Annotated in this window: 15 protein-coding genes; 2 read left to right on the top strand and 13 right to left on the bottom strand. The window is 69.6% G+C overall.

Going from position 1 to position 13758, the window contains the following annotated elements; translation table 11 throughout:
- The 5 genes from ABR738_RS14680 to ABR738_RS14660 all read right to left on the bottom strand — a co-directional run bounded on the left by ABR738_RS14680 (position 1) and on the right by ABR738_RS14660 (position 3506).
- On the bottom strand, positions 1-990 hold the full coding sequence (locus ABR738_RS14680; RefSeq protein WP_350230424.1) for a DUF8094 domain-containing protein: 990 nt from the start codon (positions 988-990) through the stop codon (positions 1-3).
- Between the two features lie 218 nt (positions 991-1208).
- On the bottom strand, positions 1209-1976 hold the full coding sequence (locus ABR738_RS14675) for a hypothetical protein (RefSeq protein ID WP_350230423.1): 768 nt from the start codon (positions 1974-1976) through the stop codon (positions 1209-1211).
- Positions 1977-2013: 37 nt separating this feature from the next.
- Positions 2014-2940, bottom strand: a complete 927-nt coding sequence (locus ABR738_RS14670) for a hypothetical protein (RefSeq protein ID WP_350230422.1) — start codon at positions 2938-2940, stop codon at positions 2014-2016.
- A complete protein-coding gene (locus tag ABR738_RS14665; RefSeq protein ID WP_350230421.1) occupies positions 2930-3160 on the bottom strand; it encodes a hypothetical protein in 231 nt (76 codons plus the stop codon). Before ABR738_RS14665 ends, ABR738_RS14670 begins: the two co-directional genes overlap by 11 nt.
- Positions 3161-3284: 124 nt before the next feature.
- Positions 3285-3506 carry a hypothetical protein gene (locus ABR738_RS14660; protein ID WP_350230420.1) on the bottom strand — a complete coding sequence of 74 codons (222 nt, stop codon included), beginning with the start codon at positions 3504-3506 and terminating at the stop codon, positions 3285-3287.
- Positions 3507-3542: 36 nt separating this feature from the next.
- Here ABR738_RS14660 and ABR738_RS14655 point away from each other — a divergent pair, with 36 nt between their 5' ends.
- Positions 3543-3698, top strand: coding sequence for a hypothetical protein (locus ABR738_RS14655; RefSeq protein ID WP_350230419.1), 156 nt, complete (start codon positions 3543-3545; stop codon positions 3696-3698).
- Positions 3699-3781: 83 nt separating this feature from the next.
- Here ABR738_RS14655 and ABR738_RS14650 read toward each other — a convergent pair whose 3' ends face one another.
- From ABR738_RS14650 to ABR738_RS14615, 8 genes are all read right to left on the bottom strand, one after another.
- Positions 3782-4582 carry a plasmid replication/partition related protein gene (locus ABR738_RS14650; protein ID WP_502964088.1) on the bottom strand — a complete coding sequence of 267 codons (801 nt, stop codon included), beginning with the start codon at positions 4580-4582 and terminating at the stop codon, positions 3782-3784.
- Between the two features lie 131 nt (positions 4583-4713).
- Positions 4714-6228, bottom strand: coding sequence for a VirB4 family type IV secretion system protein (locus ABR738_RS14645; protein ID WP_350230418.1), 1515 nt, complete (start codon positions 6226-6228; stop codon positions 4714-4716).
- Between the two features lie 28 nt (positions 6229-6256).
- A complete protein-coding gene (locus ABR738_RS14640) occupies positions 6257-6721 on the bottom strand; it encodes a DUF6238 family protein (protein ID WP_350230417.1) in 465 nt (154 codons plus the stop codon).
- Positions 6722-6845: 124 nt separating this feature from the next.
- Positions 6846-8318 carry an SCO6880 family protein gene (locus ABR738_RS14635; RefSeq protein WP_350230416.1) on the bottom strand — a complete coding sequence of 491 codons (1473 nt, stop codon included), beginning with the start codon at positions 8316-8318 and terminating at the stop codon, positions 6846-6848.
- Positions 8319-8401: 83 nt separating this feature from the next.
- Positions 8402-9778, bottom strand: a complete 1377-nt coding sequence (locus ABR738_RS14630; protein ID WP_350230415.1) for an SCO6881 family protein — start codon at positions 9776-9778, stop codon at positions 8402-8404.
- Between the two features lie 36 nt (positions 9779-9814).
- Positions 9815-10507, bottom strand: coding sequence for a hypothetical protein (locus ABR738_RS14625; RefSeq protein ID WP_350230414.1), 693 nt, complete (start codon positions 10505-10507; stop codon positions 9815-9817).
- Positions 10507-10821 carry a DUF6112 family protein gene (locus ABR738_RS14620; protein ID WP_350230413.1) on the bottom strand — a complete coding sequence of 105 codons (315 nt, stop codon included), beginning with the start codon at positions 10819-10821 and terminating at the stop codon, positions 10507-10509. The genes ABR738_RS14625 and ABR738_RS14620 overlap by 1 nt, the downstream gene beginning before the upstream one ends.
- 501 nt (positions 10822-11322) lie before the next feature.
- Positions 11323-12456: a C40 family peptidase gene (locus ABR738_RS14615; RefSeq protein WP_350230412.1), complete on the bottom strand. Its 1134-nt coding sequence runs from the start codon at positions 12454-12456 to the stop codon at positions 11323-11325.
- Between the two features lie 512 nt (positions 12457-12968).
- Here ABR738_RS14615 and ABR738_RS14610 point away from each other — a divergent pair.
- The gene (locus ABR738_RS14610; RefSeq protein WP_350230411.1) at positions 12969-13724 is read left to right on the top strand and encodes a DNA-methyltransferase; all 756 of its coding nucleotides are present in this window, start codon (positions 12969-12971) and stop codon (positions 13722-13724) included.
- The last annotated feature ends 34 nt before the right edge of the window (positions 13725-13758 follow it).

Genomic DNA, 13758 nt, shown 5'->3' with positions numbered 1-13758 from the left:
CTAGACGGAGGTGCTCGGGCCGGCGGCCTTGGCGTCGGTGCGGCGGCAGCCGTAGCCGAGGAGGCTGGAGGGCTCGGGCACGCTGGGGACGGCGGCGATGTCAGAGCAGGTGAAGGTGTAGGTGAAGGCGGGGCTGGGGCTGGTGCCGAGCCAGGCGCGGTCCTGCTTCTCCGGCACGATCCCCAGGCCCGGGGCGGTCACCGCGTCGTGCTGGGTGTGGGTGTGGGAGAAGACCACGAGTGCGCCCGTGGTGGTCTTCAGCGCGTACGCGTCGGCGAACTGCGGGTCGGCGGAGGCGAAGCGGGTGGTGCCGCGCGGGCCGAACTTCCCCGTCGTCTCGTCATGCACCTTGATCTGCCGCTGGGAGGCTTCCGACGGGTTGAAGACCTTCTTCCCGGTCGTCTCCCCTCCGGTGGCGAAGTTGTCGGTCACGGCGGAGCGCAGCACACCGACCGGCGCGGCCAGGGACGTCGAGGCGGCGTCGACCGCGGTGGCGTACCCGTCCTTGTCCAGCACGAGCTGCGGGAGTTGCTTCGGGTCGTCGAGGTCGACAGTGGCCACCATCTCCCACTGCTTCGACGTCGTACTCTCCGCCATGATCAGGACACGGGCGTACTGCTGCTGACTTCCGGCCCGGGTGACGGCGGCGAACCACCGCTGCTGTCCGTCCTTCAGGCGCGGAATGTACAGGTCGGTGGTCGAGAGGTCGTACGACCACGGTCGGTACGGCTCACGATCGGCCTTGGGCAGGGCCTCGTCCTGCTTGAGGTCGGACAGTGACATCGCGTACCGGGGCCCGCCCTCGACGGTGTCGAGAAGGGCGCGGTCCTGGCTCTGGTGGGCGAGGTTGTTGGTCTTCGAGTAGTGGGTGATGGCCTCGCGTGCCTGCGCCTGGGTGAGCGCAGGGGCCAGCGTCGGCTTCGGCGCAGTGCTGGCGCTGGGGGCCTTTTTGGCGTCGGAGGTGCCGCTGTTGTTGGCGCAGGCGGTCATGGCCAGCGTGAGACAGGCGGCGCCAGCTATCAGCGGAAGGGTGCGACGGGCGTTGCGGATGGGGACTCCATTGATCTTCGGGGCGGGGTCAGCGTGTACGGGTGAAACGGGGTGAGGCACGGCGCGTCCGCAGGTGCCCACGGCCGGCGTGTGCCAGTGGGGGTGGACCAGCGCTTGGGGCATCGGCCTGCTTGCCGACGTGGCAGTGCGGTCCCATATCAACGGTGCAGCGCGCGGGCGGCATTCGGCGATGCCGGCGGAAGGCCAGGACCGGTGGTGGGTGCCGAGTGACGCAGGTTCACGCCGATGCCTTTGGCAGTGAGCTGTTGGGCCACGGCTTGGACGCGCAGTGCCCGACCGCTCTCGCCGTAGGTGGCGGGCAGGAGGAACGCGGCCTGGTGCGGGTGGTACTGGAAGCCATGGGCGTACAGCACCATGCGGGCATCAGGCGGCACACTTCCGTACGGCGCCCCCAGGGCCCCGTCGTCGTACAACGTCAGGGTGAGGACCTGGTCGACCTGCGGTGGGGCAGACCGGTGCGATGGGTCGGGCTGGTTCGCCACGTTGTCGAGCACCGCTTCCAGGGCCTGCTCGTAGCGGGGCAGCACCCGCCGGGTGACCTGGGCCGCCGCCCGTGCGGGATCGTTGGGGACGGTGATGCCGTTGGGCTCCTCCACACCGTCGAAGTGGTGGGGCTTGACGCCGCTTGTGTCGGGCGCGAGCGGGGCGACGACGAACTGATACGGGTAGAGGGGCCGGTCGGCGACGTAGAGCCGTTGGTCGCCCGGACCGTGCAGCACAGCGTCGTGGGTGAGGACGTACTGGCTGACGATGTAGTCGACGTGGCCGGCGTCCCAGAGCTGTACGGTCCGGGGAAACTGGTCCTCATACGTCGCGTGGCGTTGATACTCGCTGGTCCAGGCGCCCGGCAGGCAGCCGGCCAGAGCCCTGGCGAAGTCGGACAGGTCGGTTCGGGTGGGGATCACGGACTCCTGGGGGAAGCGGCCGCGACGCCCGGCGGCATCAGCGTGTGTGCCGCGGCTTCGCCGGGCGAGCGGGCGGCGGGGGAAGGCCCGGTGTACGGGGCGGGGCTGCTGAAGGCCGGCGTGCCGGCGGTTGGGCAGTGAGTGCCCGCATCCGGTCCTCGGCCACGTGCAGCGTCTCCCCGAGGTTTCGGATCTCGGCAGCGGCCTCCGCGAGGTCGTACGACAGGTCGAAGCCGTCGTCCTGCTCGGCTTCCTTGGCCTTCTCCCCGGCCGCTTCGAAAAAGTCGCCGAGCCGCTCCAGAAGGCCGTCAGTCGGCTCCAGGACCTGGCGCAGCAGTGCGGCGGCCTCCGCATACGACTCGGTTGCGTTGAGCTGGTCGGTGAGAGCGAGGAGAGCGTCGCCGTAGACGTAGGTGGCTGGGCGGCCCGCGGCGTCGAAATAGTCCGCGGGCTCTGGTGCGGGGGGCTGCGGGGCTGTGGACATGAGCGGCTTTCTGCTAGGCGAGGGGACCGCCGGCAGTAGCCCAAGCTGGGTGAGCCGCGTCTCGATGGCCTCGACCAGGTGCGAGGCACTGCCTGCGTTGCATGCTTCGGGCCGCTCAGGGACACCGGGGTCGGTCGAGGGGACCGAGTCGTAGAGAACCTCGAACAGCGCATGGTCACCGGGGTGTTGGTGCGTCACAGTCCAGCCGTCCGGGTCCCCCGGTGGACGGTCGGAAGGGGGTTCCTGCGGCGGGGAAATGATCAGGTAGCTCTCGTCGGGGAGCGCTACGCGCACGAGGTACGCGCTGTGGCCGAACTCGATGTCGCATTCCAGTCCGCGCTGTCGCAGCGGTGTGGTGATGTGCGCGTGGCGGCGCCACAGCTCCTGCCACCACGGGGTGTCCACGTTGCGGTGGTCGGGAAGCGGTGCGAGCCAAACCGCGCGGTGGGTGTCTGGGCTGCTCGCTGCGTCAGCGGCCACGTTTCCTCCCGTGGGAGGAGGCGGGCGAGCGGTGTGGCGGAAGCGTCCGTCGAGCGGGGGTGGCCCCCGGCTGCGGCTCCTGATGAAAGCCGAGTTCGCACTCGTCGTGGGTGGCGGTCAGGTCGTGTTCCATCCGGGCTTCGTAAACGGCGACCTGTGCCATGACGCTGTCATGTTCGGCTTGGCGCTGTTGGTATTCGGCCCATTCGGTGGCGCTCATGTGAGGGGGACGTTTCAAGAAGACTCCATGTGCGGGCGGGTGATGGCCATGAGGGGCCAGTACTCCTTCGGCGGGTGGCCAGCCGCATAGGGGAGGGGTTGGCCACCAGCGATCTGCCGACGGGCTACGGCTCGTCGAAGGCGAGATCGTCCAGGGTTCCCTGCCGGTAGTGGAAGACGGTCTCTTCGAGCTGGGAGAGCCGCTCGCAGGAGGGGTTCGCACGGAAGGCGTCGGTGCGGTCGAGGGCGTACTGCTGCTTTTCCAACTCTGCGGTGACGACCTGGGCGGCGTTCCGGGAGGAGATGCGGGCCCACTGGGTGGTGTCGGTGGGGGTGGCGTCCTTCATCCACACCCAGATGCCCTGGCCGAGCCGGATGACGCCGTGCGGGTGGTACAGCCCGCCGGTTTTGCGGTGGCGCCGGGGACTGCGGCGTTCAGCGAAGTCGCGCGCGACGGCTTGGGACGCTTTGTGGAAGGCTGCATGGCTCAGTTCTTGGTCCTGGCGCAGCCGTTCGGCCAGAGCTTCCTGGAAGTCTGATGTGTGTATGCGACCGACGTCTGTGGTGACCTGCAGGGCTACGTCGAGGGCGAGCTTTCGCAGTGCCGGGTCGAAAGGGTTCTTCAGGGAAGGTCACGCTCCTTCCATACCGACGCGATCTCCTGCAGTGCCGTCGCCGCGTGCGCGATGACCTCCCGGGTCACGGCGCGTCCTGGAGGAGCGAACTGCGGGTCGTAGAGGGTGAAGGTCTTGCTGCCCCGGACTTGGGCGAGGGACGGCAGAACTTCGCAAAGGAGCTGCGTGGCAACCCGTCGCTGTCGCGTCTCCTCCTCTTGCCGTGCCTTGCGCTCTGCCCAGGCACCTTGCAAAGTCAGCTCACCCTCCACGACGCGGGCGGCGAGGGCGGGGTCCTCGTTGCGGAGTTTGGCCAGCTGGGCTTCCGCCGAGTCGGTCTGCGCCTTCTTCTGCCTGGCGGTTTCGTAGGCGCGGTCCAGCCCGACGGCGCCGCTGATCACGGAGTCGACGAGTTCAGGTGCGTGCTGCCATACGACATTCGCCCTTCCGATTACGGCGCGCGCGACTCCGAGCTGCTCCTCGATGTCCCTGACCGTGTGTCCCTTTTCGGGACGCGCTTCGTGTCCCCCATCGGGACAAGCCTCTTGTCCCTTCTCGGGACAGGCTTCGTACCCCATGGTCGCCCGGGCTTTGACCGTGATCATCGCGGACTGGCCCTTGGTGAAGCTGCGGCGTTTGAGGTTGACGGACAGGCTGTAGATATCGGCGCCGGCGCCGTCGTAGGTGATGAAGGCGGGCTCGATGTGCAGACGTTCACAGACCGCGAGCCTGCCGCGACCGTCGAGGATCCGGCCTGAGCGGTCCAGAACGATGGGCTGGAGAAGTCCGTTCTCCTGGATGTCGTGCATGAGGACAGCCAGGTCGTCCTCGTCGAGCGGCGGGATGAGGGAGTTCGTGGGGTGCGATTCGATGATGGTCTCCGTAGGGGAAGGTGTAGTACCTGCTGGGTGTGGTTCTCCGGGCGGCCCGGGCGCCTTTTTCAGTGCATGCGGGCGTCTGTGTCGAACAGAGCCAGCTCGTGGGCATGCAAAAGATGTTGAACGATGAATGATCGTCCGGCGACCTTCCACAAGCCGCGCCCGCGGTTGAGGTGCGCGATGGCGTCCATCTCCACAGAAGTCAGGCCGAGCAGCGAGGCCGCGGCGTGGAGTTGATCGGTCTCCTGGCGGTAGATGATGCGGGTGGAGCAGTCGGCCAGGAGGCCCTCGGCGAGGGCGCGGCCTTGTGATCCGGCGTCGCCCGCGGTGAGCAGGTCGGACAGCCGGTGGATGACCATGAGGTTGGCGATGCCGAGGCCGCGGGAGAGTTTCCACTGGGCCTGCATGCGCTGGAGGAGGCCAGGGTGGCGCATCAGGCGCCATGCCTCGTCGTAGACGATCCATCGCCGGCCGCCGTTGGGGTCGGTCAGGGCGGATTCCATCCAGGCGGACGCGCAGGTCATGGCGAGGACGAGGGCGGTGTCGTCGCCGGACCCGCCGAGTCGGGACAGGTCGATGGTGAGCATCGGTGCGCTGGGATCGAAGGCGACGGTGGAGGGGGCGTCGAACATGCCGGCCAGGTCGCCGTGGACCAGGCGGCGCATGGCGTGGGCGAGGTCGCGGGCCGCTTCCCCGAGCCGTCCGGACATCATCCCGGCGGCCTCTTCGAGTTGCTCGGGGTTGTTGAGGGCGGCGGCGACGTCGCCGAGAAGCGGTGTGCGGCCGGTGGCGGCGGCATGGGTGACGACGGCGTCGAGGGCGACGTCGAGGGCCGTGTGCTCCATCGGGAGCAGGTCCCGGCCGAGCACGGTCCGGGCCAGTGACCCGAGCAGCAGCAGGCGCCGCTTGCGGATCTCGCCGGTCCAGTCGGCCTCGGAGACGCTGTCGGGTCGCGGTGCGGCATCCAGAGGGTTGAGCTTGCCGGGCAGTCCGGGCCCGAGGGCGACGGAGGTGCCACCGAGCGCCTTGGCGACGGGCGTCCACTCGCCCTTGGGGTCGCACGGGACGTAGATGCGGTAGCCGAAGGCGACCGACCGCAGCGCGAACGACTTCGCCAGTGCTGATTTGCCCTGGCCGATCACGCCTGCGAGCAGGATGTTGGGGTTGGTGAAGCCTTCGACCTTGCCGTACAGGGCGAACGGGTCGAACACGAATGAGGCTTCGGCGTGGACGTCGCGGCCGACGTAGATGCCTTCGGCACCCAGGCCACCCTCGGCGAGGAACGGGTACGCGCCGGCGGCGACGGCGGTGGTCATGCGGTGGGCGGGCAGCTTCAGCCGGTTTCCGCGGGCGGAGGCGGGGCCGGGGCGCCCGCTCGGCGGATAGAGAGCAGCGGGCATCTCGTGCTCGTCGGGCGCGGTGCCGGGTGGGTGGGCGGCTGCCTCGGCTCGGGCCTTGGCGGCGGCTTCGGCGAGCTGGCGGCGGGCGGCTTTGCGGCTGGCCCGGTCGGTGCCGTGCGGGGTGAACAGCGGGGAGGCGGAGGCGCGGCGGGCTCGGCGGGCGGGCCGGTGGCTCATCTGGGGCCCTCGATTCTGCGGGTGGTGCTCATCGCACGCAGGCCGTGGTGTGCGCGCGGAGATCGGTGGGGGTGGTCTTGCGCCGGATGATGTGTCCGGCGGCGAGGTGCCGCTGGCAGATGGTCAGCACGGGCGGTCCCTCGGGCAGCCGTTCGGGATGGCACTCGCGCGCCTCGGCGTTTTCCGTCGCTGTGTTGCTGGGCAGCAGGTGGAAGGCCGAATGGATCTCGGTGGTGGCCTGCCAGAGGCGGGTGTGCGCGGTGGTCAGGTGCCGGCCTGCGGCAGGGTGGGGTGGCCGGGTGGTCTCGGCGAGGTGGTCGAGGAGCTGGTGCAGGGCGGTGAGGTGGGCGTGCAGCACGTCAAGGTGCACGCGGTCCACCGGCGTGGGCGGGGTAGCGTCCGGCCGTGCCAGGGCTCGGGTGTGGTGGCGGACTCCGGCGCTCGCGGCGCGGAGGTAGGGGTGCGCGTCGTCCGGACGCGTGCGAGAGGTCAAGGGTGGTCCTTCCTGCCGGGAGGCAGGGGCAGCGGCGGATGCTCCGTCGCGGAGTGATCGAAAAGTGGCGGGCCAGGGTCTGGTCGACGCAGCGGCGCGGGGCCGGCGGTGGAATGCGCCCTGGTCACAGGGCGGTGCGGGCGAGCGGCAGCGCGGTGAGGGTGAAGGCGTCGGGCTGCTGGTAGTTGAGCCTTCGCAGATCGACGCCCGAGCTGACGGCGTGGGTCTCGATCTGCGCGCAGGCCGCGTCGAGGAGGGCGTCGGTCTCGGCCGTGACGGTCACCAGACCAGTCAGGGCCACGTCCGCATGCCCGGCGATGAGCTGGCGCTCGCGCGTCTTGACGTCGGCGTACTCGACGGAGTCTTCCTCGCTGTCGACCTGTCCACGGCGGGCTCGCTCATTCGCGTCAGCGATGATCGCCGCCTTCTTCCGCTGAACGTCCCGCAGCGCAGACTCGAGCCCCTGGGGCGCGTAGATAAGGGACAGGCTGCGCCGCACTCCGGCCGTGAACATGATCCCGTGCAGGAACCCGGCCCCCATTTCGGTGCGCGGCCAGTTCTCCACCCAGTACGTGGCGTGGCGGGCGGTGTCGGTGGCGAGCCGGTCGTACTCCTCGAACTGGACGACGGGCCCGGCGGCTGCCGGGTCCGCCTCGGCGCGGCCGGTCTCGGACCACTGCTGGAGCGCGGCGAGCGCCTTGGGGTCGTAGGCGGTGCGGATGACGGCGGCGATCTCCCGGGCGCTCAGCCACCCGGTCACCATGAGTCCGGCGTTCCGGGCGGCCTGGGCGATGGACGCGGTCGTCTGCTCCATGACGGTGAACGCGCCCGGCAGCCCGCCGCCGGCCTGCGAGATCAAGCGCTTGGCGGCCTTCAGGTCGAGGGAGATGGCGAGGTAGGTCTCGTGCGGGGCGGCGGCGGGGCCGGCCGAGGCGACCAGTTCGGAGTAGATCTGTCCGGCGACCGGAGTCTGGGGCTGCCCGTTCTGGGTCCAGTGGCGGGTGAGGGTGTCGCCACTGTCGGGGACGGTGCGCTCCAGCACTTGCACGGTGGCGACGTGCCCGGTGCGGGCGATGCCAGCAAGAGCCCGTCCCCAACTGTGGACGTTGTGGTTCTGGGTGGCGGGGTCGAGCAGGGCGAAGGCCCGGGAGGAGACCCGGGCGATGGCGGTCAGGGTCTGGCGGTGCGGGTCGTGCACGGCCGCAGCGCCGTTGGCGGAGTCGCCGGGCGTGACCACCTTGAGGGAGGAGGCGGTGCCGGGCAGATGGAGGACGCCTTCCTGCCGCGGCCGGGTGACGGGCCGGGCGAGCCAGAGCGTCTGGCCGGTGCGCCGGCGCTGTGCGTAGCGGGCGACGATCGGCGCCCAGTCGATCAGTGAGCGGCCGTGCCGGCGGATCGCGACGAGCGCACCCGAGGCAGCCCACAGCGGGCTCAGAACGAGGGCGCCGATCAGCCCGGCGGAGACCACCGTCATGAGCAGCAGCGCCAACGTGCACGATACGAGGACGAGTTGGGGGAGCGAGAGGCCGAGGAGGATGCCGCGGCGGGACCGGTGGGGGAATTTCACCGTGACCGGGGCGACGGAGAGGTCAGTCAAGGGGCGGGTCCTGGAGGCGCGGTGGGGACCCGGGGGCGGGAGGCGCGGAGCACGTCCCGCCCCCGGGGAAGCGGGCAGAGGGATCAGAGGCCGGTCGGGGGCGGCGGGGGTGCCGTGCCGCTGTTCCCGGCGGGCTGTGAGCTGGAGGACGGCGGTGCGCCCTGCGGCGGCGGGGTCGTGGTCGGCGGGGCCGACTGCCATCCGCCGTCCTGACCGGACGCGGCGCTCGCTCCGGAACCGCCCGGTCCCTGGCTGCCGCCCACCTGGCCGCTGGTGTCGTCGGAGACGCTCGTCGGCGCGGGCTGGACAGCGTTCTCCAGGCCGGACTTGATGGCATCTGCGCCGGGCGAGACGCCCGTACCGCCACCTTGCGGAGCTTCCTTGCCGCCCCCGCCTCCGCCGGTCGGATTGGCGGCGATGTCGCCAGGGAAGCTGCCTCCGCCCGCGGTGTCGGGGCCTTGCGGGGCGGCGCCTGCTCCGGCTGCCGCTCCGCCGGTTCCGGCGGTGGCTGCTGCCGCGGCTGCCTTGCGGGCAGCCTTCTCAGCATGTGCCTTGGCGATCTGGGCTCCGGCGCCGCCGGCGCGGTGGATTGACTCGCCGTCGGTTCCGTCGGCCGCCCAGTGCACGAACTTGAAGACCGCGTACGGGCACAGCAGCACCAGGACCATGATCACGATTCCGGCCATGACGTCGGCGAGGGCGCCGATGCCGTCCTTGGCTTCGGTCTTGCCCATGGCGGCGATGCCGAGCACGAAGATCACGGTCATCAAGAGCTTGGAGACCACGAGGGTGGCGGTGGCTTCGATCCATCCCTTGCGCCAGCGGCGTGCGACCTCCCAGCCGCCACCGGCGCTGGCGAAGATCGCCAGGGTGACCATGACGAGGATGCCGACCTTGCGGACCATCATCACGCACCAGTAGAGGAAGGCGCCGATCGCGGCGCCGAGACCGGCGACGACCGGGACGAGCCAGCCCAGTCCGGCCAGGGCGCCGATCTGGTTGACCTTCACGATGCGGCGCACGGCCGACTCGATGTTCAGGTGCGCGGTTTTGAACAGGCCGTCGCTGACGGCGTCGACCACTTCGACGGCGACCGTGGTGAACGCGATGGCGCAGAAGGCGAAGAGAACGCCGCTCATGGTGCCAGTGAATGCCTGCGTGAGGGCCTGCCCGTCGCGTCTGACGGCGGCCCGGACGAGCTGCGCGCAGAACGTCGCGACCAGCAGAACCAGGCCCAGCGGCAGCAGCATCTCGTAGTTGTCGCGGAACCAGCCGGCGTTCAGGTCGACCTTGGTGGTGGTGTTGACCGCCTTGGCCGCCAGGTCGGCGGCGGCTGCCGCCAGTTCACCTGCGGACTTCGCCATCCAGTCGCCGATGGCCTTGCCGGGGTTCGAGGCGAAGTTGACCGCGTCGCCGACGGCGCACAGCTTGTCTGCCAGGGGGAAATCACAGAAACCCACGGAGAGTTACTCCTCCTTTCTTGTGTCAGGCGCGGGTCACTGCGTGACGCTCGGAGCGATGGCTGCCAGGGTGCAGTCGTGGTTGGGGCGGCACTGCACGGCCAGGGTCACGGCGCGTTCTTCGGCGCCGCCGCCGCCCTTCTTCCAGGCGATCTGCTGCTTGCCATTGACGGTGACGACGTAGATGTACGCCTTGGTGATCGCGGACGGATCGTCGGCCAGCGCCTGCTTGAACGCGGAGGGGAAGTGCCCCTCGGTGACGCTGGCGGTGGCGTGCTGGTCTTGGTCGGCCATCCGCGACCAGAGCACCGGATCGGGGACCTGGCCCAAGACCGAGGCCCAGTCCGCGTACGTGGTCTCGCCGGTCATCCACGCGCGCATACCAGCGAGCTGCTGGTCGCGGCTGGTGACGCGGGTGTCGTAGGACCACAGCATCTGGGCCGCGGCCTTGGCGTAGGCGACCGGCTCGGCGATCTGCGGAGGCTTCGGCACCGACCCCGATCCGGCAGCGGGCTTGGGGGCGGCTTCGGAGGAGGACGGGCTGCTCGCCGGGGCCGAGGCGGCGTGGTCCGGACCCTGGCGGCCGTTCCCGTTCCCGCTCAGCCAGGCGACCGTGGTGGCGGTTGCAAGCAGGACGGCGACGACCAGAGCGACGATCACGATGCGCTTGTTGGCCGACCAGCCGACGCCGTAGGAGGACAGCGAGACGGAGGGAAGTCGTTTCTGCATCAGTGAACCTGGGACCCGAGGGCCGAGAAGAACGCGACGATTCCGTTCGCGGCGCCCAGGCCGAGGGCGGCGCCGGCGGCGACGACGGCACCCTTCTTGCCGTTGGCTTCGGCCTGGTGGCCGCCGGTGTGGTGGCCCCAGGCCCACACACCGAGCGAGACGGCCAAGGCTCCGACGACGGCGATGATCCCGAACATGTTGATGCTGTTGACCACGTTCTTCAGGACGGAGAGGCCGGGCAGGCCGCCGCCCTGGGGGGTGATGCCTGGGTCATAGGCGAGCTGGATGACGCTGTCTGCGAGGGGGAGGGGCATAGGTGTGTCGGGGCTCCTTGCGTACGCAGGCCAGGCGAGGGGCCGGCGGGAAAGGGGGGAAGGGCAGGGGGTGGCGCGCGTGGCACGGGAAGTGGCCGTGCGGCGGCCCGCCCGGAGCGGAGTCCGGGCTGTAGGTTCCGACCTGAGTTGTCGATCGGAAGCGCTGTGACCAGCGAATTTGGTTAGTCGTCCAGGCGATCTGTCGGCCGTTTCGTCCGGCTGATTTGTCGCTTCCTGCGCGCCGAACCCTGATCTGCGCAGTTGGGCCGACTGACTGTCCAGCCACTTGTCGTCGTCGGCACAGACGAGGGACGAGGCGGCGGATACCGGTGTGACGCCCTCCGGCCAGGGGTAACCTGCCGACGAGGCAGGACGCCTAGGCGGTAGGTGATCTGGAAACGGGAGCCAGGAGCCCCCAACGAGAGGCCCAGACCGACAAGTTGTTGTCAGATTGCTCGGACAGTGACAACTTGAATCGGGACCTACACGGGCGGGGCGGCGTCAGATGACGCGGCGGGCGGCGAGGATGTCCCAGTCCTTGATCGGGGTGATCCGGACGGGCTTGGATGTGCGCGGCGCCTCGATGACGAGGCCCTCACCCATGTACATGCCAACGTGTTCGGGGCGGCTCGCGGTGCCGCGGCTGAAGATCAGGTCGCCGGGCTGGAGCTGGCTGGGCGAGACGGGCTTGCCTTCGTTGACCTGCGTGTACGTGGTGCGGGTGAGGGTGATGCCGGCGTGGGCGTACGCCTGCTGCATCAGTGAACTGCAGTCGCAGCGGCCCATCGGGTCGGGGCCGTGCGCGTCGGTGCAGCTGCCGCCCCACTGGTACTGCGTACCGAGCTGGTGCATCGCCCAGTCCAGGGCTTTGCGGGCCTTGGGGTCGGCGTCCTTGGGGATCTTGTATCCCTTGGGGACGCTGCCCTCGGGGATGCGGCCGAAGCCGGAGCCGTCCTTGGACGGAGCGCAGCCGGTGGTGCTGGTCGCGGGCTCCTTGCCCTGCTTCGGCTCCTTGTCGTCCTTGTCCTTGCCGGTGCTCGGGAAGGTCTTGGCGATGGCTTCCTGCAGGGCGGTGGAAAGGTCCTCCCACTGCGCGTAAGCGTCGGGAAAGCCTGATGCCTGGACAGCCTGTGCGGCCTGGGTGACGGTCATCTGCTGCCAGCCGTCCACCTTGAGCAGCGCCTTGTAGAAGCGCTCGCTGGCGTAGACCGGATCACGGATCTGCTGGGCGGTGCCCCAGCCCTGGGAGGGACGCTGCTGGAACAAGCCGAGGCTGTCCAGGTCTCCGTAGTTGAGATTGCGCAGCCGTGATTCCTGCATCGCCGTGGCGAGCGCGATGATCTGGCCCTTCTTGGGCACGTCGAGGCTGATGCCGCTGGCCACGATGGTCTGCGCATTGGGGACTTGCTCGGCGGGCAGATCGAGGCCCTCGATGTGGATGTCCTTGCCGGACGCCCCGTCAAGGATCTTGGTGACCTGCTTGGCGACCTCGCCGGAGTTGATGTCGGTCAGGCAGCCGCTGAAGGAGCCGGAGGTCTGCACGGCATCGGCGGAGGAGGCCATCATCATGGCCGTTCCGGCGAGCAGGAGTGGAGAGAGGAAGACGACGCCGATGCCGGCGGCGACCGCTTTCAACCGGCGCGGACCGTTCGCGCGTCAGCGATTTCGGGCATGGGTGGGGAGCAGGGCGTCATGGACGTGTCCTTCGGGGTGCGGTGTCCGGCGTGCCGCGTGCGCATGGCGTGGTGGAAGGGGGCGGCAGCCGGGGTGGGCAATCGAGACGGGGCCGGCGCGGGCGAGTTGCCGCTCGCTCCGCGTGGCCGGGTCGTGAGCTAGGTGTGCCGGGGCAGGGGGTACCTCCGTGAGGCGTGGTGGGGGTGTGGCCAGCGGCGGTGTGCGCCGGGCGGTTCAAAAACAGTAGGCCCGGATTGGCGGTTGACCAAAAAGTGGGCGTGAGGGCTCGGAATCCGACCCCTCAGCAACGGACTTCTTGGTCGTCGGCGCTTTCACCTCTACAGTTTTTGGACTCCCCTCGCCCTTGTCGGTCTGCGGCCCGGGCTTCTTCATGCCCAATTCCGGCCTGCGAGGACTCGTATGCGAGACGGGTACTTCCCGCCGCGCTCCAACACCCGAATCGGGGTTCCTCTTTGTCTTTTTCCCTGCACCAGGGCGACGCTCTCAGCGTCCTCGCCGGCCTGCCGGACGACTGCGTCGACTCCGTCATCACCGACCCGCCGTACAACAGCGGTGGCCGGACCGCCAAGGAGCGCACCACGCGCTCGGCGAAGCAGAAGTACACCTCGGCCGATGCCCAGCACGCCCTGCCGGATTTCGTCGGCGAGAACATGGATCAGCGCAGCTACGGATTCTGGCTGACGCAGATCATGACTGAAGCCCACCGCCTCACCCGCACTGGTGGCACTGCGCTGCTGTTCACCGACTGGCGCCAGCTCCCGACCACGACGGATGCGATCCAGGCGGCCGGCTGGCTGTGGCGCGGGGTGGTGGCCTGGCACAAGCCGCAGGCCAGGCCCCAGAAGGGCCGGTTCACACAGAACTGCGAGTTCATCGTGTGGGCCTCCAAGGGTGCGATCGACGGCTCCCGCAACCCCGTCTACCTGCCCGGCCTGTACAGCGCCTCGCAGCCCTCGGGTGCGAAGCGCCAGCACATCACGCAAAAGCCCGTCGAGGTGATGCGCGAGCTGGTCAAGATCAGCCCCGAGGGCGGCACGGTGCTCGACTTCTGCGCCGGCTCCGGCTCCACCGGTGTCGCCGCCCTGCTGGAAGGCCGCGACTTCATCGGCGTGGAGAAGACCGAGCACTACGCGTCCATCGCAGCCGACCGGCTCACCGAGACGATCCGCGAAACCCTCACCCAGGACGACGTGACCCTCACTGTCTGAGGCCGCAACCGTGCTTCCTGCGCCGGAAACCGGT

Source organism: Streptomyces sp. Edi4 (assembly GCF_040253615.1).
Lineage (GTDB): Bacteria > Actinomycetota > Actinomycetes > Streptomycetales > Streptomycetaceae > Streptomyces.
The sequence above is the reverse complement of the archived record's forward strand: the minus strand, read 5'-3'. Positions and strand labels throughout refer to the sequence as shown.

Bases quoted from the DNA above. Each gene is read 5' to 3' on its own strand.
- ABR738_RS14665 (WP_350230421.1), bottom strand. From the start codon at position 3,160: ATGAGCGCCACCGAATGGGCCGAATACCAACAGCGCCAAGCCGAACAT.
- ABR738_RS14625 (WP_350230414.1), bottom strand. From the start codon at position 10,507: ATGCAGAAACGACTTCCCTCCGTCTCGCTGTCCTCCTACGGCGTCGGC.
- ABR738_RS14650 (WP_502964088.1), bottom strand. From the start codon at position 4,582: ATGCACGACATCCAGGAGAACGGACTTCTCCAGCCCATCGTTCTGGAC.
- ABR738_RS14620 (WP_350230413.1), bottom strand. From the start codon at position 10,821: ATGCCCCTCCCCCTCGCAGACAGCGTCATCCAGCTCGCCTATGACCCA.
- ABR738_RS14660 (WP_350230420.1), bottom strand. From the start codon at position 3,506: ATGAAGGACGCCACCCCCACCGACACCACCCAGTGGGCCCGCATCTCC.
- ABR738_RS14680 (WP_350230424.1), bottom strand. From the start codon at position 990: ATGACCGCCTGCGCCAACAACAGCGGCACCTCCGACGCCAAAAAGGCC.
- ABR738_RS14645 (WP_350230418.1), bottom strand. From the start codon at position 6,228: ATGAGCCACCGGCCCGCCCGCCGAGCCCGCCGCGCCTCCGCCTCCCCG.